16 protein-coding genes and 1 pseudogene are annotated in these 23290 nt (G+C 42.4%); 10 read left to right on the top strand and 7 right to left on the bottom strand.

Going from position 1 to position 23290, the window contains the following annotated elements; translation table 11 throughout:
• The first annotated feature begins 132 nt into the window (after positions 1-132).
• Both AC0KVP_RS00885 and uvrA read left to right on the top strand, forming a co-directional pair.
• Positions 133-507, top strand: a complete 375-nt coding sequence (locus AC0KVP_RS00885) for a hypothetical protein (protein ID WP_473338293.1) — start codon at positions 133-135, stop codon at positions 505-507.
• A gap of 320 nt (positions 508-827) precedes the next feature.
• Entirely contained in the window at positions 828-3659 is a 2832-nt protein-coding gene (uvrA, locus tag AC0KVP_RS00880; RefSeq protein WP_473338291.1) for an excinuclease ABC subunit UvrA, read from the top strand.
• 228 nt (positions 3660-3887) lie between these two features.
• Here the strand turns inward: uvrA and AC0KVP_RS00875 are convergent.
• Both AC0KVP_RS00875 and AC0KVP_RS00870 read right to left on the bottom strand, forming a co-directional pair.
• Positions 3888-4354, bottom strand: a pseudogene (locus AC0KVP_RS00875) (HIT family protein).
• A 63-nt stretch (positions 4355-4417) separates the two neighbouring features.
• The gene (locus tag AC0KVP_RS00870) at positions 4418-6163 is read right to left on the bottom strand and encodes a GGDEF domain-containing protein (protein ID WP_004978215.1); all 1746 of its coding nucleotides are present in this window, start codon (positions 6161-6163) and stop codon (positions 4418-4420) included.
• Between the two features lie 1088 nt (positions 6164-7251).
• Here AC0KVP_RS00870 and omp33-36 point away from each other — a divergent pair.
• Positions 7252-8139, top strand: a complete 888-nt coding sequence (gene omp33-36, locus AC0KVP_RS00865) for a porin Omp33-36 (RefSeq protein ID WP_473338289.1) — start codon at positions 7252-7254, stop codon at positions 8137-8139.
• 51 nt (positions 8140-8190) lie between these two features.
• On the opposite strand, the gene AC0KVP_RS00860 is transcribed toward omp33-36, so the two are convergent.
• The 4 genes from AC0KVP_RS00860 to AC0KVP_RS00845 form a co-directional block, all read right to left on the bottom strand.
• Complete coding sequence (locus tag AC0KVP_RS00860) at positions 8191-10158, bottom strand: BCCT family transporter (protein WP_473338286.1); 1968 nt, start codon at positions 10156-10158, stop codon at positions 8191-8193.
• Positions 10159-10315: 157 nt separating this feature from the next.
• Positions 10316-11005 (bottom strand): ion channel, encoded by a 690-nt coding sequence (locus AC0KVP_RS00855; RefSeq protein ID WP_004691682.1) that lies wholly within the window; start codon positions 11003-11005, stop codon positions 10316-10318.
• A 252-nt stretch (positions 11006-11257) separates the two neighbouring features.
• Positions 11258-12973 (bottom strand): cation acetate symporter, encoded by a 1716-nt coding sequence (locus tag AC0KVP_RS00850; protein WP_473338282.1) that lies wholly within the window; start codon positions 12971-12973, stop codon positions 11258-11260.
• Positions 12973-13305, bottom strand: coding sequence for a DUF485 domain-containing protein (locus AC0KVP_RS00845; protein WP_004691685.1), 333 nt, complete (start codon positions 13303-13305; stop codon positions 12973-12975). Before AC0KVP_RS00845 ends, AC0KVP_RS00850 begins: the two co-directional genes overlap by 1 nt.
• Before the next feature lie 186 nt (positions 13306-13491).
• On the opposite strand from AC0KVP_RS00845, the gene AC0KVP_RS00840 reads away from it, so the two are divergent.
• Positions 13492-16989 carry a hybrid sensor histidine kinase/response regulator gene (locus tag AC0KVP_RS00840; protein WP_005401534.1) on the top strand — a complete coding sequence of 1166 codons (3498 nt, stop codon included), beginning with the start codon at positions 13492-13494 and terminating at the stop codon, positions 16987-16989.
• Between the two features lie 402 nt (positions 16990-17391).
• Positions 17392-18159, top strand: coding sequence for a hypothetical protein (locus tag AC0KVP_RS00835; protein WP_004978226.1), 768 nt, complete (start codon positions 17392-17394; stop codon positions 18157-18159).
• 58 nt (positions 18160-18217) lie between these two features.
• Here AC0KVP_RS00835 and AC0KVP_RS00830 read toward each other — a convergent pair whose 3' ends face one another.
• Positions 18218-18868, bottom strand: coding sequence for a response regulator (locus AC0KVP_RS00830; protein WP_004691689.1), 651 nt, complete (start codon positions 18866-18868; stop codon positions 18218-18220).
• A 377-nt stretch (positions 18869-19245) separates the two neighbouring features.
• Here AC0KVP_RS00830 and msuE point away from each other — a divergent pair, with 377 nt between their 5' ends.
• From msuE to AC0KVP_RS00805, 5 genes are all read left to right on the top strand, one after another.
• Positions 19246-19974 carry an FMN reductase gene (gene msuE, locus AC0KVP_RS00825; RefSeq protein WP_110974637.1) on the top strand — a complete coding sequence of 243 codons (729 nt, stop codon included), beginning with the start codon at positions 19246-19248 and terminating at the stop codon, positions 19972-19974.
• A gap of 29 nt (positions 19975-20003) precedes the next feature.
• Positions 20004-21110 carry a dimethylsulfone monooxygenase SfnG gene (gene sfnG, locus AC0KVP_RS00820; RefSeq protein ID WP_473338278.1) on the top strand — a complete coding sequence of 369 codons (1107 nt, stop codon included), beginning with the start codon at positions 20004-20006 and terminating at the stop codon, positions 21108-21110.
• A gap of 127 nt (positions 21111-21237) precedes the next feature.
• Positions 21238-21648: a DoxX-like family protein gene (locus AC0KVP_RS00815; protein WP_094148470.1), complete on the top strand. Its 411-nt coding sequence runs from the start codon at positions 21238-21240 to the stop codon at positions 21646-21648.
• Positions 21645-22478: an SDR family NAD(P)-dependent oxidoreductase gene (locus AC0KVP_RS00810; RefSeq protein ID WP_473338275.1), complete on the top strand. Its 834-nt coding sequence runs from the start codon at positions 21645-21647 to the stop codon at positions 22476-22478. Before AC0KVP_RS00815 ends, AC0KVP_RS00810 begins: the two co-directional genes overlap by 4 nt.
• Positions 22479-22539: 61 nt before the next feature.
• On the top strand, positions 22540-23154 hold the full coding sequence (locus AC0KVP_RS00805; RefSeq protein ID WP_473338273.1) for a riboflavin synthase subunit alpha: 615 nt from the start codon (positions 22540-22542) through the stop codon (positions 23152-23154).
• Positions 23155-23290 lie beyond the last annotated feature (136 nt).

Raw genomic sequence — 23290 nt, 5'->3', positions numbered from 1 at the left:
CCTTCAGGGCTTTTTATTGACCGAATCTCGTATTTTTTCAGAAGGCGCGATTGCTATTTTAAGCATTTAAAACTAAACTTTAATAATGATAATAATTATCATTTGCATAATTAACTTTCGAGGGCCTTTCTCATGCATCCTGATACTCTAGGTACTGAAGCCATTCGTGCATTTTTTACCGTACAATGCTGCTGGCTAAATAACGAAGAAATATACCTTGAAAAAGGCTGTTTACACTGCGGTTCTGCCGCGACCTATCTCATTTATTATACCAATCCACATATTCAAAAATTGATGTTGGCTTTTATTAAAAAATATCATTGCGTTTTAAATCGAGAACAAGACTTACTCGACCTGCCAGACTTTGAAGATGACTACGACACCTTCTTACAAACTCTTGAGCATGAAGTCAATTTCTATGCGCGTCTCCATCATGACATTATCCGTCCCTTTGCTTTTGAGACGGTCGATTCAATCTTTGAACGTCGTTATGCGCTAGCATGTTAAATACTGCAACCATAACAATACTCTATCCCTGAAGGCGTATGGCAAACCAAAAATAGCAAAGCCATGATGCAACTTTTGCGCTGCGCCGAATGGGTGATCCTCTCTTTTCTACGCAATGCGTAAACACCTTCCAGTTTTCAGTCGCAGCCAATGTCGATACGTTGAGACTTGTTTCAACACTGAAATCTAGCTACAGTCTAGCAGCATCACTTTTCTTTTGGCCGACATGATTTGTCGCTATAAAATCATGTTTAACACTTGAATAAAGCATAAGTCGTTATCATATACCTCCTTCATCTGCACAATTTCGAGATAGTTTTATGAGCCAAAGTCATATCCGTATTCGAGGCGCACGTACCCATAACTTAAAAAATGTGAACCTTGATATTCCCCGCGACAAATTCGTGGTGATCACGGGACTTTCTGGTTCAGGTAAGTCATCGCTTGCATTTGATACGCTGTACGCCGAAGGCCAGCGTCGTTATGTCGAATCACTCTCGGCTTATGCGCGCCAGTTCCTATCACAAATGGAAAAACCTGAAGTTGATTCAATTGAAGGCTTAAGCCCAGCGATTGCAATTGAACAAAAATCGACCAGCCACAACCCTCGTTCTACGGTAGGCACCATTACCGAAATTTATGACTATTTACGTCTACTCTACGCACGTGTCGGCACACCATTTTGCCCAGAGCATGATTTGCCGATGGTGGCACAAACCGTATCGGAAATGGTCGATGCAGTAAAAGGATTGGATGAAGGGACAGCACTGATGCTGCTTGCACCAGTGGTGCGTGAGCGTAAAGGCGAATATTCCAACCTGTTTGAACAATTACAAAGTCAAGGTTTTGTCCGAGCGCGCGTCGATGGTGAAATTGTTGATCTCGACCCAATTCCAGAACTCGATAAAAAGAAAAAACACACCATTGAAGTGGTGGTGGATCGTTTTAAAGTCCGTGATGACCTCGGCAACCGTATTGCAGAATCTTTTGAAACTGCTCTACGTTTGGGCGGTGATATTGCCATTCTCTCGTGGATGAACGGTGAACACCCAGATCGGGTTTTTTCGGCTAAACACTCATGTCCTGAATGTGACCGCGCCGTTGCAGAACTTGAGCCACGTTTATTTTCATTTAACAATCCCTTTGGTGCCTGCCCAACCTGTGATGGTTTAGGGACTCGTAGCCATTTTAGTGCTGAAAAACTCATTCCAAGCCCTGAGGTGTCGATTAGCCAAGGTGCTATTCGTGGTTGGGACAGACAACGCCCGTACTACTACAGCATGATTGAAAAAGTGGCAGCGCATTTTGGTTTTTCTTTGGATACCCCGTGGAATGAACTGGATGCCGACACCAAAAAGAAATTTTTATACGGTACTGGCAAAGAAAAAGTTGATTTAAGTTATATCGATGAACGTGGTCGTAAGCATAATCGTGTGCAACCTTTTGAAGGGATTTTGCCACATTTAGAACGTCGCTATCGTGAAACAGAATCAAACTATGTACGTGATGATTTGGCACAGTATTTGTCTAATGCTGCATGTGACGCCTGCGGTGGATCACGTCTGAATGAAATTTCACGTCATGTTCGAGTGAAAGACAAAACCATTGCCCAAATTACCAAAATGTCGATTGGTGATGCAGCAAGTTATTATCTAGATTTAAATCTTGATGGTGCAAAAGGCGAAATTGCCGATAAGATTTTTAAAGAAATTCGTGAGCGTTTACATTTCTTAGTCTCAGTGGGTTTGAATTATTTAAGTCTTTCTCGTTCAGCAGAAACATTGTCTGGTGGTGAAGCGCAACGTATTCGTTTGGCTTCGCAAATCGGCGCAGGTTTGATGGGTGTAATGTATGTCCTCGATGAACCATCGATTGGTCTGCATCAACGTGATAATGATCGCCTATTGGAAACCTTAGTCCGCTTACGTGATTTAGGGAATACCGTTTTAGTCGTTGAGCATGATGAAGATGCGATTCGTGCAGCAGATCATATTATCGATATTGGTCCTGGTGCTGGTATTCATGGTGGTCATGTGATTGCTGAAGGGACTTATGATGAAATTCTTGCGAATAATGAATCACTTACGGGTCAATATTTATCAGGCAAACTGAAAATTGAAGTACCGAAAAAACGTACCGCACCACCAAAGCCTGAAGAACAAATTAAATTGATGGGTGCTGCGGGTCATAACCTACAGAATGTGGATTTAACCATTCCTTTGGGTGTGATGACCTGTGTGACTGGTGTATCTGGTTCAGGTAAATCAACGCTGATTAATCGTACTTTATTGCCTTTGGCAGCGACACAGCTTAATGGTGCAACGACATTAACGGCTGAGAAATTTGACTCGATTGATGGTCTGCAATTCCTTGATAAAGTGGTTGATATTGATCAAAGCCCGATTGGTCGTACACCTCGCTCCAACCCTGCAACGTATACGGGTTTATTTACCCCAATTCGTGAATTGTTTGCACAAACACCTGAAGCCAAAGCACGCGGTTATGCTGCGGGACGTTTCTCGTTTAACGTGAAAGGTGGTCGCTGTGAAGCCTGTGAAGGTGACGGCATGATCAAAGTGGCAATGCACTTCTTACCCGATATGTATGTGCCTTGTGATAACTGTCATGGTGAACGCTATAACCGTGAAACGTTAGAAGTTGGGTATAAAGGGAAGAATATTTCCGATGTACTAAATATGACGGTTGAAGATGCCATGCATTTCTTTGATGCGATTCCAGTGATTCATCGTCGTTTGGAAACACTGAATCAAGTGGGTTTGGGCTATATTCGTTTAGGTCAGTCTGCAACGACACTGTCAGGTGGTGAAGCGCAGCGTGTGAAATTGGCTCGTGAATTGGCCAAACGTGATACGGGGAAAACGTTGTACATTTTAGATGAGCCAACTACAGGTCTACATTTCCATGATATTGCTAAACTGTTAGATATTCTTCATGAGCTACGCAATAAGGGCAATACCATTGTGGTGATTGAGCATAATTTGGATGTGATTAAAACTGCTGACTGGGTAATTGATTTAGGCCCTGAAGGGGGTGCAGGTGGCGGGATGATTATTGCGGAAGGTACACCTGAGCATGTGGTGAAATCTAAAGTTTCACATACAGCCAAGTTTTTGAAACCGTTGTTGAAGTGATTCTGGATTCTCCCACTTTAAGAGGGGGGATTTCCTCCTTCCACATAACAGGCAACATGAATGTCATCTGTTTGACTATGCTCAAGGGACTGAGCATTAGTCAAACAAGTGGGTTTTGTCACTTTTGCCTAGTAAAAATGAGATAACGCTACACAATGGCAATTAAGCCAACAATCTAGTAGGAAGATGCTCTAAAACGACAGTCATTAATACCAATCGTTCAACTTATTATTCAAAAGCTCGAATCTGCTCAGCAAGCAAAGCCAACTCTTCATCATTTGCCCGCTGAAAATCATGTGATGAAATATAGCCTTCGTACTGCTCAAAATATTTATCAACATTAGAGTTTACAGCTTTCCAGTTTTCATGCATTTGCTTGGTTCCATGCATAGGGAACAATTTTGCATGTATATGATCGACGCCAAAACCTTCAAATACCATTGCAGTCCGCCCAACGTCTTCAAAAAACCCGTCTAACTTTTTCGCAATTTTCTTGGTGTAAAGTATCAATCCGGTGAGAACATCATCATCCAAATCAAAAGCATAACTTGTGTAATGTTTTTGGGGATTACAACAGCTGCACCTAACGTATTCGGAAAAATTGTTAAAAATGCCATGTAGTCATTATTACTATCAATAATATGGCAAGGTATTTCATTTCGTGTCATCTGACAAAAAATACAGTCTGTTCTCATTTCCCCCTCATTTATTCTTTTGTACTGTTATTTAATTTACTTATTTATTTTGATCTAATTCTTTCAAATATAATATGACTCATTCACTTCATCGACTGAATAAGCCACAACCTTATTTTTACCCTGCTCTTTGGCTTGAAACAAAGCACGATCGGCTTTTTCTAACAGTGCCATCCAACTGGTCGCACCAATTGCCACCCCAATACTAATACTAACTTTCAAATCAGGGCAGCGTACATTATCAACTGACTTCGCTTCATAAATCTCAGAACGAATCTTTTCCGCGATTTTTAAAGCGCGCTCCATTCCAACATTTTCAATCAGCACAATAAATTCGTCACCACCGTAACGTACCAACAAGTCAGATGTCCGAATATTTTCTTTTAATTTTTCAGCCACAAACTGAATCACCTGATCCCCCATCAGATGTCCATATACATCGTTGACCTGTTTAAAATGATCGATGTCGATCACCATTAAACAAGTCTCAGAAAACTGGGTCGGCTGATTTTCCAAAAGTTTAATGTATTCATTCAACGCATAACGGTTTGCAACCCCCGTTAATGAATCCAAATGTGCAATATTCTTGAGTCGAAACTCCAACGCATCTCGCTGCTGAAGCGTCTGTTTTAACTGCTGAATTGCTGTAAATAAAGAATACATATTGGCGGGTTGATCTTTGGTATCCATGGGGTTAGGCCGAATACTGGAATGGGATAAATCAAACAGAATTTCACGCGCTTGAATGAGTGGACTAAACACTCTCTTACGCGCATAGATCATGGTAAACAGTGCCGCAAAAATTGAAATAAGTGAAATACCCACCGTTGTGAGCAAAATATTTTGTGCTTTATGCTTTTCAATGATGGCTTTTTCAACGCTATATTTGAGTAAATAATTTTGCAATTCCACCACGGTCGAAAATTTATCAACGATTGCTTCGGTTAACTGTGTGCCAGTTAAGTAATATGGTCGATGGTAGATACTTTCATTCATCAAACGCTCAACAATCAATAGCCCTTTGGCTAAAAACTCGTTATAAACCGCTTGATGCAACACTTTAAATTCTTCGGTTTTATCACGCTCAGGCTGTAAAGTATCAATGAGTTCCCACAAATACATCACTTGCTTCCGAGTCTGTAAAGAACGCGCTAAATTGGTTTCAGGAATCGGTTGTTTAAAAGCTACATGCGCCATCACATTGGATGCAGCACGACCAGCCTGATCGCGTAAGTCCGCTAATAATAAAATTTGGACATAGAAGTTTGAAACAGCGGTGTCTTTGCCTTCAGATACAGCGATTACGTCTTTTAAAACATCATGACTACGATCCCAAGCATTAAACATTTTTAGGATGGCTTGATCCATAGTCTCGGCATTACGTTGCTCACGTGGTAGAGCCGCATAGGCATCTACCTGTTGTCTGCCTTGTGTTAAAGCTTCATCTAGACGGTCAAATAAACTCAAATCTAAATTTGGGAGATTCGAATGCTTTAAAACCTCTAAGGTCTTTTGCATCTGCTCATCTACCGTGAGCCGATACAGTTTTAACTCAAGCACATGCTGGGCAAAGTCCTGCTGATTACTCGACATGAGTTTGTTGGCTGGCGCACGCTCTCGTGAAATCTTATTGGCCAAGTCTGCAACAGCTTGTAGGGCTTGTATTTCAGTTAAAGCTTGGTTGGTTTTGATGTAATCGCGATAACTTTTGACCATCAACGGAATGGATAAGCTGCACAATGACAAAATAATAATGCTCATTGCAATATACAGCTTTTGACTCAAATACTCAGAGCGTATTTCTCGCATACTTCAACCACGCCCCCATTCCAAAATAAAAGAAAACCAAATTAACTGTTCATTATACGAACAGTATATCGTGTATTTAAGTGATTAATTCTTTGTTTTGCATCGTTTTAAGATTTCATCAGCCCCAAATGATCACGGCTAAACTTTCACGCACCTATGAAAGCTGAGTCAATCCATCCTTAATAATATTCATGTTTAGTGTGAATTTCATTCAATATTTTCTAATTTTCCCATTTTTTAAAGTGCCTATATTTACACATGCAACATTTAGGTGCATAATGCACGGTATTGGGGCGAATTAGAGTATATCCTCAGCAGATATTCTAGTTTTCCCACAAGTTTTGGCGGAAAAAACCAACTTCTTTTAGAAGTTGGTTTTTTTTTGCCCGAATAAAAGTTTTTAATGAAAAATATAGATTCATGATTGCACTATTATAGTGCATTAAATTCCAATATATTTTTCTTCAGAAAAAAGAAGATCTCGAAAATTTAAATAAAAAAAAGCCCAACCTTGGGGAAAGTTGGGCAGATAAACAAAAACTGTTTGAGGAGAATTAGCTTCTCAGAAAACAACAATATTGTTAAATGATTCGCTAAAATTATTATGAAATAAATCTGCTCTGTTGTAAAGCCAACCAAAGCACTATGGATTAATATAATTGCATAATTATTGTGAGAATTATCACAAATCCAGAGAAGATATGTACATTATGCAATCAAAAACCGTGTTTTCTGCACTAATTTTAGGCATTTTTTAGACTTATGACACAAAAACGCCTATGTTTGAGGCACTTCATTTAACTTTTTTACCGTTTGTTCTTATTATATTAATCTAATTTATCAATCATAAATCAAGTTCAGTACAATTCAATATCGCACATTCTCTGTTTTCTAAATAGATATACCCTATTGTTCTGCTGTAAGTTTTTTTTGGTTGACATGAATATGCTCAATTGAGCACTTTTTAACCTTTAGCACAGTTAGAGTAATTACTCAATAATGTAATACCATTAGAGTTCATTGACTTAATAAATTGTTACAATAGAATAGCCTTAGTTTAATCCAATGTTAACAATCTGGTAAATATCATGAAAAAACTCGGTTTAGCCACTGCTTTATTATTAGCCATGACCGGTGCTCAAGCATACCAATTCGAAGTACAAGGTCAGTCAGAGTATGTAGATACAACTGAAAACGACAAAAACTTCACTGGTGCTGTACAAGGTACTTACTATTTCAAAAACGTTGATTCATCTAAAGGTCCTTTAGCTGAAGCTGCTTTCTTAAACCAAGCATCAAATGTATCTTTAGCTTACCAATATGGTCAGTATGATGCTCTTGTAGATGAAGGTCGTTCTGACATCGAATCTCATGTTTACGGTGCTAAAGCAGAAGCTTATGTACCAACTAAATTCGTTCCTGCTTATGCAAGCGCGTCTTACAGCCACACTCACACTGATGGCAAAAATTCAGTAACTCGTGATGATAATGGCGACCGTTATGCATTAGAACTTGGTGCTGTAGTAGCTCCTAACTTCTTGGTTGCTCTAGGTTATACTAGCGTTGCTGACCAAACTGCTCTTGATGCGTTCGGTATCATGAACAATGGTGTAGTTAAAACTTTTGGCGAAGCAGCGACTATTGCTGACGACCAAGATGCGATTACTGCACGTACTAAATACGTAGGTAACATCGACGGTACCAACATGGCGCTTGGCTTAGAAGCTGGCCTTGTTTATGGTGAAGACACTGCTTACCAATTAAAAACTGACCTTTACTTAACACCTGCGTTAAGCGTTGGTGCATCTTATGCAGAGTCTAGCTTTGACTTAACACCGAACAAAGCTTGGGGTGCGAACGTAAACTACTTCATCACTCCAGCGATTGCTGTAGGTGCGAGCTATGTAAATGCTAATGCTGAAACTAAAGCGCTTGACACTCAATCTGTTGGCGTAAACGCTAAATTCCGCTTCTAATTCAATTTAGAAACTGAATACAAAAAAAGGACGCTTAAAGCGTCCTTTTTTTTAGTTTGTGGCTCTGACTAAATTTAAAAAATGTAAATGACGCTCATATTGGTCAATAATATCTTGTAATAGATCATCTAAAGTCCAATCCATCACATCATAGTTCTGTCCACCTTCTCTTAAGAAAACTTCAGCTTGATAAAACTGCTGTTCTTCCAATCTATCCGCCATAAAACTGGGGGGCTGGGTTTCACGAGCAACCACTTGATAGATGAAGTTAATTTCATTATGGTGATCCACGCGTAACTGCAAGCCATGCTCAATCGGTTGAATGGTCACGTCTAGCTGACGGCGCTGAAATTCCTTTTGTACCGCTGAAAAAGCATGTTGTACTTGCTGGCCAATAAATTCTTCGACCTCAGACTGGGTATGCGGATAATGCATAATCAGACCTAGACGTTGTTGCCAACTGCGTGGATTTTGAATCGCACGTGGCGTGATTCGGGCATCTTGTAGTGCACGCATTTTGGTGACATCCAAACGCAGTGCTTTCAGTAAACCCCAACAGACCAGTAACATAATCAAAGTAAAGGGTAAGGCACTCATAATGGTGGCCGATTGTAAGGCCGAAAGTCCGCCTGCCATCAGTAAGATAATCGACAGTAACGCAATCAAAATGGTCCAAAATAGCCGTTGCCATAAAGGTGAATTTTCTGTTTCTGCGGTTAAGTAATCAATCACCAATGAGCCTGAGTCGGCAGAAGTCACAAAAAACAGCACCACAAGAACAGTCGCAATCAGGCTCGATATTTGTGCGAAAGGTAAATGGGTCAAAAATTCAAACAGTGCGACGGATGAATCTTGTTGTACCGCTGAGATTAAAGAAGTGTGCCCTTCTTGAATAATACTGAACAGCGCTGCATTCCCCATGAAGCCCATCCAAATTAGGGTAAAGCCTGTAGGAATGAATAACACCCCGACAATGAACTCGCGAATGGTTCGACCTTTAGACACTCGGGCAATAAACATTCCAACAAAAGGCGACCACGAAATCCACCAGGCCCAATACATAATGGTCCAACCACCAATCCAACCATTGGGTTGGTAGGCATACAGGTTGAAGGTCATCGTGAACAGATTAGATACATATTGCCCTGCATTTTGAATACTGGTTTGTAAGATATAAATGGAAGAACTGGCAAAAAACACAAATAACAGTAAAACCACTGCCAGCACCAAGTTCAATTCAGACAGCCGTTTAATGCCTTTGTCCAAACCAAAACCGACTGAGAGCGAAGCTAAAAAAGTGACAAAAATGATTAGCCCGACCTGAATACCAATACTTTGCTGGATACCAAAAAGATAATTCAGTCCCGAATTAATTTGGGTCACCCCAAAACCAAGTGTGGTAGCAACCCCGAAAATGGTGCCTAAGGTTGCAAAGGTATCAACTGCATCTCCCGTTACACCATAGATTTTTTTGCCCACCAAAGGATATAAAGCGGAGCGAACCTTTAAAGGTAAATTATGTCGGAAAGAGAAATAAGCCAGTGACAAGCCCACAAGCGCATAAATGGCCCATGCATGTAATCCCCAGTGGAAAAAGGTGATCCGCATCGCTTGTTGTGCAGCATCTACGGTTTGCCCATCTCCCGTGGGCGGGTTGACATAGTGCATCACGGGTTCAGCGACACCGAAGAACATCAAACCAATCCCCATCCCTGCAGTAAATAGCATGGCGAACCAAGAACCACTGCTATATTCAGGCAGACTATGATCAGGGCCGAGTTTGATTTTCCCCATATCGGAGAGCGCAATAAAGATCAGCAAGATCAGAAATAACGCGACAGATAAAACATAAAACCAGCTAAATGAGTCAATAATCCATTGATTTAAATGTTTGGTTAAAGCCTCAAAACCACTTGGGTCAAAAAGAATCAAGGCCAGAAAAAGCACCAGAATCACGACAGTGCTGAGAAATACATTCCGTTTGATGTTTGCAAACAGCGATGGCTTTATGGAAGGCATAATTCCCCCAGAAAATTATTTTTAGTACAAAGATATAACCAAAATGGTTAATTAGACGAGTCTAATAAAGAGTGAAGAATGAATAGCTTAAAATTTAACGATTCTGTTCCATCATAATTTATGTTTAAAAATAAGGCAGTGCGAATCCTGTAACAGTTTAATTTTCTTTATGATCATTGGGTCGGTGCTGAATATACTGCAAGGCAATCAAGCGTGAGACGACTAAAGCCAAATACATCACCCCACAAAACATCTGTAACATCGCAATCATACGGGCCAGCGGTGTTAGTGGCATTAGATCGGACAAACCTGTCGCCGACTGCAAACTAAAGCTTAAAAATAATAAATCGAGCCATGATTGTGCGCCCGCCACGTTGGGATTTAAAAAGCTATTGGGTTCCAAAATCTGACAAATGCTATATAAAAAGGCAAAACCCCATGCAATAAGCGTAAACACTGCCCCTGCAGCAAATAGCTCATCCTTGGTCAAATAACGGTCTGCAAACATATAGCGCAGCAAGCCATAGGCCGCAATAAAATAGGCCATCGCCTCAAAGGCATGACTAATCACCAACAGCATCGGATCTCGCGCACCCAGCAAAATCAGTAAGGAAAAGAACAATGCCCCACCAACAAAACTCAAGCCGAGAATGGTAAACACGGGAGTTTGACGAATGACCTTGGCAATGAGTAACAGGACCAAAACACCTAAGCCCCAAACCAATACACGTAAAGACAAGCTATGGCCGCTCAACAGCGCCAAAATCAGCATAATAAATTGTAATAGCAGTAACCATGCTGAAGGCAGTAGACGGAAGCCTTTCCAAAATTCGACAAATACTTGCATATTCAGCCTGTTGTTTTTAAAGCCAAGTTTGATTGGTTCTTGTTCTTGCTTTTTTAACTTAGCATGAATAGCCACTAAAACCGATGCTTTTTATTCGTGTCAGTCGATTCATTTTGTTCAACAATTTGAGTACTGCTTGAATACTGAATGTCACGATCTATGTATTTCAATATACAAAGCTGACACAGTTAGGAGCGTCAACACCATAAAAAAAGCCCCAATGAATGGGGCTTTTTTTAGTTCAGGTTCAGATTAGTGATCTGAAGCGCCTGAGATACCAATACCCGTTTGTGAACGTACATACTGCGCATCAAATGCTTTACGTTCTGCTTGTGCACGTGCTGAGTTATCAGTCACAGAGAACAACCAGCAGCAGAAGAACGCCAATGGCATTGCAAAGATTGCTGGACCATTGAATGGGTTCACTGGCGTTTCAGAAATACCCAATGTATCAACCCAAACTGCTTTAGATAAGATAATGAGTACCACAGCAGTCGTTAGACCAATCACACCACCAATCACCGCACCACGCGTGGTTAAACCTTTCCAGAACATTGACAGTACAAGCACTGGGAAGTTCGCACATGCTGCTACAGAGAATGCTAAACCTACCATGAAGGCAACGTTTTGTTTCTCAAATAGAATCCCTAAAATCATTGCAAAAATAGCAAGACCTAAAGTCGCGATTTTAGACATACGAAGTTCAGATTCAGGAGTCGTTTGGCCTTTCTTAAATACGTTTGCGTACAAGTCATGCGAGATTGCTGAAGCACCTGACAAGGTCAGACCTGCAACAACAGCAAGAATCGTTGCGAACGCCACTGCTGAAATGAAGCCCATGAACAAGTCACCGCCCAATGCATCAGACAAGTGAACCGCTGCCATGTTGTTACCACCAACAAGCTCTAGCTTGCCAGTTACTGCCATTTTCGCGACATCAAGGAACTGTGGATTGTTGGATACATAAAGGATCGCACCAAAACCAATGATGAAGGTTAAAAGGTAGAAGTAACCAATGAAACCTGTTGCTACAACCACTGATTTACGTGCTTCTTTAGCATCTTTAACGGTAAAGAAACGCATTAAGATGTGTGGTAAACCCGCTGTACCGAACATTAAAGCCAAACCTAAAGAAATGGCATCAATTGGGTTCGCTGCAAGTTTACCTGGGCCCATGATATTGCCCGCTTCTGCTAAAGAAATGTCATGTACTTTAGAGAAAACTTGAATTGACTGTGTGAACATTTCAGAGAAGCTGAAGCCCACGCCTTTCATCACCATGAAAGCCATGAATGTCGCGCCAGACAAAAGCATGACAGCTTTAATAATCTGTACCCAAGTTGTTGCCAACATTCCACCGAAGATCACGTAAGCCATCATCAGAAGGCCAACAATTACTACAGCAATGTTGTAGTTCAAACCAAATAACAGTTTGATCAGCTGACCTGCGCCCACCATCTGAGCGATCAGATAGAATGCAACGACAACCAATGAACTTACTGCTGCAAGCGTACGCACTGGTTTTTCCGCTAAACGGAATGACACCACGTCAGATAAGTTGAACTTACCTAAGTTACGTAGACGTTCAGCCACCAAGAACAATACGATTGGCCAGCCGACCATGAAACCCAATGAATACAGCAAGCCGTCGAAGCCTGAACTGAAAACCATTGCGGAAATACCCAAGAATGACGCTGCGGACATATAGTCACCCGCAATCGCTAAACCATTTTGGAAACCTGAGATCCCGCCACCTGCTGTGTAGAAGTCAGCAGTGTTGGTGGTTTGTTTTGCTGCCCATTTAGTGATGAGCAAAGTAAATCCGACAAAGATACCAAACATGATAATGGCATGCCAGTTTGTCGCTTGCTGTTGAGCCTCACCCAAATCTGGGCCTGCAAGTGCTAGGCTCGAAGCCAACAGCGCTGTAGTAGCGACTGTAAGCGCTTTCAATGAATTCCATTTCATTAGTGCTGTCCTTTCTCTTGCGCAATGGCTTCAACTTCACGCATTGCTTCTTCATTTAATGCGTCGAGTTTGTTATTCGAGATATACGAATAAACACCACACAAAACAAAAGACAATACAATAATGCTTAGACCCAATGGCATGCCAATCGTGGTCACCCCACCACTGACTGAAGTCATTAAAAATTCTTTGTTGTAGCCGACCAACAACATGAAGCCAACGTATACAACCAACATAATAGTTGTCAGTGTCCAGCTCAGTTTACTTTTACGACTAACCATTTCCTTGAATTTGGGATTTTGTAGAATCTGTTCTACTTGTCTCTCATCCATAACCATACTCCTGTCTGTATCCAACCGTAGATACAATTTTTTAATTCGAATTATTACATTTGCTAAAGTAGCAAGCTTCTGTATTGGTTGTAATTTAGACTTTGGTCTGTAAATTTTAAACAAGCTCAGCAGCCTCTATCCGAGATGCGCTATGATGACCAAGATGACGGAAAAACTTTAGGTAAAATGAACAGCTGGCTCATTATCGGGGTATTGGCCCTCTATATCGTCTTACTCTTTATCTGCGCCTTTTTTGGTGAGAAACACGCCAGCCGCCTGAGCACGCGTGGGCGCATGCTATTGTTTAGTTTAACTTTAGGGGTCTACTGTTCATCTTGGACCTTTTATGGCGCCACCGGTGCAGCAGTTCGTGAAGGCATTATCTTTCTGCCGATCTACCTTGGCCCACTACTCTTCGTCGCACTGGGCTATGACATTTGGCGTCGTTTAGGTCGTGTCCGTCAGCACCATGCTATTTCATCGATTGCCGATTTTGTAGCTGCACGCTATGGTAAAAGTGGGCCTTTGGCCTCGATGGTGACCATCCTCGCCGTTATTGCAATTATTCCTTACCTTGCCCTACAGCTACGTGCCATTGCACTCAGTGCCGCAGTGATTTTAGAACCCACCGCAGGCAGCATCGCCTCAACCACCAACGGTGTGCTGTTCCTCACGGGTATCTTGGCGATTTTGGCCATGATTTTTGGAACCCGACAGATCGCCAATACCGAACAACATGGTGGTCTGATGTTAGCGGTTGCCTTCGAGTCTTTTGTCAAACTGTTTGCTTTACTGTGTGTCGCACTCTTTTTTGTGTTTGCTGCACCCGAAAACATCCATCAAATCTCCAAAGATGTCGCAGAGACTTTTCACCAAGTACAACTGATTGGTGTGCCCGATACGTTTTGGATTCAAACCTTATTGGCTGGACTCGCGATCATTTGCTTACCGCGTCAGTTCCATGTCGCTGTGGTCGAATTGCGTGATGAAAAGCATATTCGCGGGGCACGGCGCTGGTTCGCAGTTTATTTAGTTTTAACCATCATTGCTATTATCCCAATTGCCAGTTGGGCGCTGCATGCAACGCCAGGCTACTTAGCGATTCCCGATGTAGCGGTTTTATCTTTACCTTTAAGTTATGGCCAAGATTGGTTAACCTTATTGGCCTTTTTAGGCGGCTTCTCTGCCTCTACGGGTATGCTGTTGGTGTCTTCAGTGGCCCTATCGATCATGCTCAGTAATGACTTGATCATGCCTGCCTTATGGCGTACCAATTTACTGTCCCGCCACGATAAACGCTTACCCTTGGTGCTTAAATTTACCCGTCGGGTCTGTATTTTAGCCGTCATGTTATTGGGCTTTTTGTTCTTCCATTTTTTCAATGACATTGACCAACTTTCAGTCTTTGGCTTGTTGGCCTTTAGTGCGGTGGCTCAGTTCTCACCGGCCCTTATTGGTGGTCTATACTGGCGTGGTGGCAGTAAACAAGGCGTCTATGCAGGTTTATTGGCCGGTTTTGGTATGTGGGCCTACACCTTGTTGTTACCCACTGTACTGCGTAGTTTGCCTGCTGAATATTCACACTTTACCGAAAGCTTTCTTAATTTCGGGCCAATGGGCATTAACTGGTTACGCCCTGAAGCCCTGCTCGGTTTTGAATCCTTTGCTGCACTTACCCATGGGGTGGTGTGGGCACTCGGTCTAAATATTATTTTATACATTTGGATTTCCCGAATTTTCCGCCCCAGCGTGGCCGAACAAATTCAAGCAGAAAGCTTTTTCTATTATGAAACTAAGCCACTGCCAACACAGAGCACGTCAACAGACATCAACTACATTCATCACGATGTTGCACGCTTAAAAGTTGGTGATTTAATCACCTTAGCCAAACGGATTACTGGCGATGGCGCAACTATGCGCGCTTTCCAACAGTTCTGTGCCCAGAACAATGTGGTGCTGAATGAAAACAGCAATGCCAACGGCATGTGGTGGCGTTTTACCGAACAATATTTAGCAGGCACGATTGGCGCTGCATCGGCACGTACCCTGCTCACCACCGCAATGGTCAACAATGGCCTCGCTTTGGGGCAAGTGGCAAACATTCTAGACCAAGCCTCACAGTGGCAACGTTTTAATCAAAACCTGATCATGACCATGATTGACCACATGACCCAAGGGGTGAGTGTGGTCGATGAAAATATGTGTTTGGTGGCATGGAATAACCAATATTTAAAACTGTTTGATTACCCGAAAGACATTGTCTATGTCGGCTGTCCAATTTCTGATTTGATTCGATATAACGCAGAGCGCGGCGAGTGTGGCCCGGGTTCGGTTGAAGAACATGTAAGGAAACGGATGCACTGGATGCAAGTCGGTAGCGCACACGAGTTTGAACGGATTCGTAAAGATGGTCGTGTCATTCAGATGCGCGGCAATCCAATTGAAGGCGGTGGCTTCGTCACCACCTTCGCCGACATTACCGCCTTCCGTGAAAATGAAGCCATGCTGGAGGCGCGTGTCCAAGACCGAACTCAACAGCTAGCAGATGCATTGACTGAACAACAACTGGCGCGTGAACAAGCCGACAAAGCCAATATGTCGAAAAGCCGCTTTATTGCCGCGGCGAGTCATGACTTATTGCAACCGATGCATGCTGCACGTCTGTTCAGTACGGCTTTAGAACAAAGCGTACAAAGTGAAGAAGACCGTAAAACTCTACAACAGCTTGATCGTGCCTTACACGGTGCAGAAAGCATGCTATCTGCCCTACTGGATATTGCCCGTCTTGAAGGTGGCACCATTCAACCGAACCGTCAGGCTTATCCGCTGCATGATTTACTCAGCGACCTTGAATTGCAGTTTAAATCCATTGCCGCACAGCGCGGTATTCGTTTTAGCGTACATGATGCTCAGTTCTGGATTGATACCGACCCACAATGGATTCGCCGTATTATTCAGAACTTTGTCAGTAATGCCCTACGCTACACTGCCAAAGGCAAAGTGGTGGTGGGTGTACTCCGCTCCACGGACAAGCCACGCCATATTCGAATTGGAGTATGGGATACTGGACCTGGGATTGCAGAAGAACAACGGATTAAACTATTCCAAGAGTTTGAGCGCTGTGGCCATACCTCACCGTGGGGTGAGCAAGGGCTTGGCTTGGGCTTGGCCATCGTGCAGCGGATGACCAGCCTGCTCGACTACCCAGTGCATGTCTATTCAGAGTATGGCAAAGGGTCATGCTTTATGATTGAAGTACCAATCATTGATCCACCAAAAGTCGTAGCAGCGCCTGTACAAGCGGTACCACTCAAAACCAAAGCCTATAAGATTTTGTGTTTGGACAATGACGAAACCATTTTAGAAGGGATGTCGACTTTACTCACCAAATGGGGCTACCAAGTGTTTAAGGCAACCGAGCCTGAGCAAGCTTTTGAGATGATTCAGCAAGAAAACATTCAGGTCTGGTTGGTCGATCAGCACTTAAATCATGACAAAATTGGTTTGGACTTTATTTTAGCCAATCGCCAAGAGAATGTACCTGTCGCTCTGATTACCGCAGACTCAGATCCTGAACTACCACAACGGGTCAAAGATATGAATATAGTACTGTTGAAAAAACCGTTAAAACCAGCCTCTTTAAGGGCATGGTTATCGGGTTTAAAAATTTCAAATCCTGAATAAATTCCCTACATTTGCTCACAAAACCCAAATCAGATGGCTTGGGTTTTGTCCTTTTTAGGCCCTGTATATACAGCAAACTGACTAAAGTTTTAAGGATTTCGACCAAAGTGCTCATTTTCAGCACGTTGAAGCTCCACAATATTGGCTAGAAATTACACATCCACTTTTACTATGGCAAAATACACCATTTACATTAGTGAACACTTGTATACTTAGTTACAATTTTTCAAACATCTGTTTTATATCAACTAAATATACATAAAAACCCAAACTACGACTTTAGTCGTATTCATCTCCATAGGGGATTGGCAGATAACTAGGACTAAGAAAAGATCAGTTTTTCTGCCTATATACCCCTTCCTTCGCTGAAGAAACTGATCATCCTTCTCTTGGAGTTTTATGATGAACATTTCTAAAGCAATGCCACATGGCTCAGATCAGTCGCAACAATTTCTGCGCCAGTATAGTGCCAATGCCTTTTTACCCAGTATTGACTGGGTCGAACTCTTTAAACAAAGTAGACTCAACGAGACTCATGTTCAAGCCTTAGATACGCTGTATCACACCGCCATTCCCCTCGCATTACAAGTGTTTGAACAGCTCGACTTTGATGTGTTTCGACCAGCGGCTTACCAACCGCAAGGTTTAGGCCTATTTGAAAAACTTCAGCAACAAGAAGACCCGTTCTTGCTGGCATTGGAAGCCGAATCCAGCGGACTCAGTGAAGATGTACGCCATCAAATTTGGAGCATGCTCCTTCGCGGCGGTGCAGTTTTGGTGTTTAAAGCATGGCTCGGTAAAGTCAAAACCGATCAGGATCAACTCGACACCACCCAGTTTGACCAATTGTCGGATCTGCTCTTTATTAAAACACCACCGCAAGTCTTGGCGGATCGCTTAAGTATTGATGCGCAAGGAACACAAGACCATATTTTCCTCATGTATGACAACGAAATCTACTTAGACCGTTTCAATAGCTTAGAAACGGCGGCTTTATTTGTCGATCTTGGCGTGTATGATGCGGCCTTTTTAAGTCTGCGCGATGACCGCGTTGCCGCTTACTTGAAACAACAGGGCTATGTCTCTGAGGAGCAAATTGATGACTTGCAATGTGCTTTAAATCCTTTATTTTGCACCGATGTCACCAGTAAACAAAACTGCTTGGCTTAAACTTAAGACCGAAAAAAAGCGCTGATGTTTCAGCGCTTTTTTAATTCAATAGACTACGTTACATGCGTTTTTCTTCAATATTTAAAGCATTGATCGCGAGGACCGCTTGTGTTCGGTTTTGTACCCCGAGCTTACGGAAAATCGCAGTCACGTGTGCTTTAATTGTCGCTTCTGAAACATCAAGTTCATAGGCAATCTGCTTGTTCAGCAAACCTTCTGCCACCATCATCAATACACGGAACTGCTGCGGCGTTAAGGATTGAATCCGCTCAGCCAGTGCAGTCTCATCGGCTGCACGTGGGTCAAAGTTCATGTTGGCGGGTAAATTTGGCGGCAACCAAATTTCACCATCTAACACTTCGCGAATTGCTTCGCCAATATGACTTGGATGTGCCGACTTTGGAATATAACCCATCGCACCATGCGCAATTGAACGCTGAATGATCGAAGTCTCTTCATGCGCTGAAACCACGATAATCGGTAATGATGGATACTGGGCACGAACGTGTACCAATGCAGAAAAACCTGAAGCACCTGGTAAGTTTAAGTCCAATAGCACCAAATCAGGTTCAGGACCTTTTTCAAGGCGTTCATAAAACTCGTTTACTGCGGCTGTTTCATGAATTTGAGCTTGCGGTAAGCTATAACGAACAGCTTGGATTAACGCATGGCGAAACAGCGGATGGTCATCAACGATTAATATATTCATAAGCAACGAGAGATTTCGAGTGCACTAGTCTTGACTATTCTAACCATACAAGTGCCGATAAGGATATGCAAAGTCTAACTTTTTTTCACTTTATCACGCTTTATTCAGAAAAATAGCCTCAATTCCAAGTCGATCTTGAAATATAAATAACTAATCACATTTTGATATAAAATTTATCAGCACATCGAAAAAGGTTATGTATTTTAAATATATATAAAAAATACAACCATTTAATAAAAATTTTAGCAGCCTTTTTCAAGCTCAACAGATATATCTGAAAATCAGATAACTTAACGCTATTTCTTTATTTTACAGACCAAATGCAGATATTAGATAAATAAGCCCATTCCGAGATACAACACTTTAGGGCTGTCCTTATGTCTACTTTACTGCAAAAACCACTCAATATTGTCGCTGTGTCAGGCGGTTTAAATACTCCGTCTAAAACTGAGGCATTGGTACAAGAAATATTAAATGAACTGGGCGATGCAACCCCAATCCATGTACATTTCATTAAATTCAGCGAAATTGGCCATTTACTCGGTGGTGCTATTTACCGCAACCAACTGCCACAACGTGTGCAAGATGACTTAGCCGCGGTCGAAGCTGCCGATGCTTTGATTGTTGGAACGCCAGTTTACCGTGCTTCATTTACCGGTTTATTCAAACACTTTTTCGACTTTGTTGAGCAAACGGCGCTGGTCGATGTACCGGTACTGCTTGCAGCTTCAGGTGGCAGTGAACGTCATGCACTGGTACTGGAGCATCAACTTCGCCCGTTATTTAGTTTCTTCCAAGCACAAACTTTACCGATTGGGGTCTATGCCACAGACAAAGACTTTACCCCAGCGTATACCATCCAAAGTGAATTATTACGAGATCGCATCACCCTTGCTGTGGCCCGCGCTTTACCCATCCTAGAATGGGCACCTGCCAAAGGTCAGCGTGCAGAAGTGGTGAAAGAAAAGACCCAACTTGCCAATCAGAACTTGGGTATTAACACGCAAATCGAACAAGACGATGTGCTGCCTTCAGCCGCGGTCCCGAATTTAGATGCAGCCGAGTCTCGCTTGCATCAGAAAAAAGCCAAACCACAGGTCGCTTAACGCAAAAAAAGCATTGAGAGGGTTTTCACATGTCACAACAGAATAAAAAGATTACGTTTGCTTATTGGGTTCCCAATGTCAGCGGTGGCTTAGTGGTGAGTAATATTGAGCAACGTACGGATTGGAGTTATGACTATAACGTCCGTTTAGCGCAGACTGCGGAAAAAAATGGCTTTGACTATGCTCTGACTCAGATTCGTTTTACTGCAGGTTATAACGCAGAAAACCAACATGAATCGGTCAGTTTTAGTCACGGTATCTTAGCCAAAACCAGCAAACTCAAAGTCATTGCCGCTATTTTACCTGGCCCGTGGAAACCCGTGCTTGCCGCAAAACAGCTTGCAACCATTGACCACTTAACCCAAGGACGTATTGCGATTAATGTGGTCAGTGGTTGGTTCCGCGGCGAATTTGATGCCATTGGTGAAGCATGGCCTGAACATGACCAACGCTATGCCCGCTCGGAAGAATTTATTCGTGCATTAAAAGGCGTTTGGACTCAAGACAACTATAATTTCGATGGAAAATACTACCAGTTCAAAGACTACACATTGTCGCCCAAACCTGTGCAAAAGCCGCATATTGAAATTTTCCAAGGCGGCAGTTCACGCGCTGCACGGGATATGGCTGCACGGGTTTCAGACTGGTATTTTACCAATGGCAATACCCCTGAGGAACTCAAAAAACAGATTGATGATATTCATGCAAAAGCCCAACAGAATGGTCATCAGGTCAACATTGGGGTCAATGCTTTTATCATTGCCCGAGATACCGAGGAAGAAGCGAAAACGGTTCTGCAAGAAATTATTGATAAAGCCAATATTCAAGCGGTTCATGCCTTTGGCGAGGCCACCCGTGAAGCGGGTGCAGCAACACTGGAAGGTGAAGGCAATTGGGCCAAATCGACCTTTGAAGATTTGGTTCAATACAATGATGGCTTTAAAACCAATTTGATTGGTACACCACGCCAAATTGCTGAACGTATTGTGGAATTAAAAGCCGTTGGTGTGGATTTAATCCTTTCAGGTTTTTTACATTTTATCGAAGAGGTTGAATACTTCGGTGCCAAAGTGTTGCCATTGGTTCGTGAGTTGGAAGCTCAACAGCAATCCGTTGAGACTGCCAAATCTGCTTAGCTCGGTAAGCAACAGACACGAACTAAAAAATAATAATGATAGGTGACTCTATTCTTCCCTCAGGGCTCGGCTTGAGGGTTTTTTTATTGGTGTATAATCCGCACAAAGTAAAAAATAACCATTTTATATGAACAACAGCCAACCCTCTAAATTCATTAATCTTTCTTTGGCCTTTTTATGGGGCTATCAAGGTTTAGTTCCTAAAATCCTTTTTATCAATCCCGATGAGATTGCCATTTGGCAAACTTTTGGGCTTTCCTACACACAGGCCCAACTGGCAGGTCAGGGCTCAGGTGTGCTTGAGTGTGTTTTTGCTTTATTGTTCCTCTTTAATTCCAGTAAATATCTGCATTACCTCAGTATCTTTAGCTTAGTGTTTTTATTCGCACTGGTCGCTTTTCTAATACCAGACAGTCTCATTCGTGCTTTTAATCCTGTGGTCATGAACCTTGCAATGATCAGTCTATCCATTTGTTATTGTATGCTTCACAGTCAACAAGCGACTTCCTTTAGTTCACAAAGTAAAGGATCCATATGAATTCAAAATCAGGTTGCATCGTCATTACAGGCAGTTCTAAAGGTATCGGCTTAGGTTTAGCTCAAGCCTTCTTAGAACAACAACAAGCCGTCGTGATTTCTAGCCGAAATAGCACAGATTTACAGCGCACCCTGCAACAGCTACGGCATCGCTTTCCCGCTGCGCTGATTCATGCTGTCACTTGTGATGTCACGCAGATCCATGAAGTACAAATGCTTTGGGATGAAGCCATTCAACACTTTGGTGCTGTTCAGATTTGGATTAATAATGCAGGCAGTTGTACAGCGACACTAGATTTTAAAGATCTTGCAGCAGCAGACATACAAACTGTGGTTCAAACCAATATTCTGGGCAGTATGTTCGGCTCACAAGTGGCCTTAAACGGCATGCTGGCACAAGGCTATGGTCAAATTTTCAATATGGAAGGTTGGGGTACTCGAGGCGAATGGAGTGCAGGCATGACCGTCTATGCCACCACCAAACGTGCCGTAGGCTACTTTAGTCAAGCCCTGTTTAAAGAAACCAAACAGACCAACATTCAAGTCGGCACACTCAGTCCCGGAATGGTAGCAACCGACCTACTGGTATCCTCATGGCAAAATGGCAATGTTCAGCACTGGAATAAAATGAAACGGCTTTTTTTGTTTATTATCGATCCTCCCGAAGTGGTCTGTCGCTATTTGGCTCAACGTATTTTAGAGAATAAACGTCGCCATACTCGAATCGTATGGATGACGCCCTTACGTCTGTTGCTCCGATTTTTGCGGCCCTATTATTGGCGTCGAAATCCCATTAAAGATACAGTTTTAGCGGATCTCAACTCAAAATAATGCCACATCAAGGTGTAGATCATTTACATTAAACATACCCCCCGAATTAGGAAGACTTCTGATGTACACAGGTATCGTACAAGGCTTAGAAAAAACTCTAGATGTCCGTCAAGGCGACGGTTTTAGCACCCTTGTGGTTTCAAATACACACAACTTTTTCCACGATGTCTTCATCGGTGCAAGTGTAGCCATCAATGGCACCTGCTTAACTGCAACGCACATCGACCTTGCTGCCAACCAAGTCCATTTTGATGTCTCAGATTTGACTCGACGCCTGACCACTTTAGGGACTTTACAGGCAGGTGATGAGGTGAATATCGAACGTTCAGCCAAAGTTGGAATGGAAAATGGGGGGCACAACTTGTATGGACATATCGAAGGAACAGCCACGGTAAAGCAGCTGATCCGTCACGGCGAGACTTTGCATGTGGATCTCCACATACCCGAGGGCAATATCAAATACTTTTTCTTAAAAGGTTTTATTGGTCTGAATGGTTGTAGCCTCACCGTCAACCGTGTTGATCGTAACAGCCATGAAATTTCAGTTGATTTGATTCCTGAAACCTTGCGTTTAACGACATGGGCATCGGTACAAGTCGGCGATGCAGTCAATTATGAAATTGATCAGATGACACGGACGATGGTGGATACCTTAGAAAGCATCCATCAGCGTTAAACTGCGTTTTTTGACATTACAGCTGTACAAAAGCGCCTAACTCAGGCGTTTTCTGTATTTTAAAAATGTTATTTATCAAAATGATATACGTATAATTTCAATATTAAGCATCAATCAACTTACCGATACTCATCCC

It is taken from the genome of Acinetobacter sp. DL27, assembly GCF_055810995.1.
The sequence above is the reverse complement of the archived record's forward strand: the minus strand, read 5'-3'. Positions and strand labels throughout refer to the sequence as shown.

Coding starts and splice junctions, on each gene's coding strand:
- AC0KVP_RS00805 (WP_473338273.1), top strand. CDS start 22,540: ATGTACACAGGTATCGTACAAGGCTTAGAAAAAACTCTAGATGTCCGT.
- AC0KVP_RS00855 (WP_004691682.1), bottom strand. CDS start 11,005: ATGCAAGTATTTGTCGAATTTTGGAAAGGCTTCCGTCTACTGCCTTCA.
- AC0KVP_RS00885 (WP_473338293.1), top strand. CDS start 133: ATGCATCCTGATACTCTAGGTACTGAAGCCATTCGTGCATTTTTTACC.
- omp33-36 (WP_473338289.1), top strand. CDS start 7,252: ATGAAAAAACTCGGTTTAGCCACTGCTTTATTATTAGCCATGACCGGT.
- AC0KVP_RS00850 (WP_473338282.1), bottom strand. CDS start 12,973: ATGAAATGGAATTCATTGAAAGCGCTTACAGTCGCTACTACAGCGCTG.
- sfnG (WP_473338278.1), top strand. CDS start 20,004: ATGTCACAACAGAATAAAAAGATTACGTTTGCTTATTGGGTTCCCAAT.
- AC0KVP_RS00810 (WP_473338275.1), top strand. CDS start 21,645: ATGAATTCAAAATCAGGTTGCATCGTCATTACAGGCAGTTCTAAAGGT.
- AC0KVP_RS00860 (WP_473338286.1), bottom strand. CDS start 10,158: ATGCCTTCCATAAAGCCATCGCTGTTTGCAAACATCAAACGGAATGTA.
- AC0KVP_RS00870 (WP_004978215.1), bottom strand. CDS start 6,163: ATGCGAGAAATACGCTCTGAGTATTTGAGTCAAAAGCTGTATATTGCA.
- AC0KVP_RS00830 (WP_004691689.1), bottom strand. CDS start 18,868: ATGAATATATTAATCGTTGATGACCATCCGCTGTTTCGCCATGCGTTA.
- AC0KVP_RS00815 (WP_094148470.1), top strand. CDS start 21,238: ATGAACAACAGCCAACCCTCTAAATTCATTAATCTTTCTTTGGCCTTT.
- msuE (WP_110974637.1), top strand. CDS start 19,246: ATGTCTACTTTACTGCAAAAACCACTCAATATTGTCGCTGTGTCAGGC.
- AC0KVP_RS00835 (WP_004978226.1), top strand. CDS start 17,392: ATGAACATTTCTAAAGCAATGCCACATGGCTCAGATCAGTCGCAACAA.
- uvrA (WP_473338291.1), top strand. CDS start 828: ATGAGCCAAAGTCATATCCGTATTCGAGGCGCACGTACCCATAACTTA.
- AC0KVP_RS00840 (WP_005401534.1), top strand. CDS start 13,492: ATGAACAGCTGGCTCATTATCGGGGTATTGGCCCTCTATATCGTCTTA.
- AC0KVP_RS00845 (WP_004691685.1), bottom strand. CDS start 13,305: ATGGATGAGAGACAAGTAGAACAGATTCTACAAAATCCCAAATTCAAG.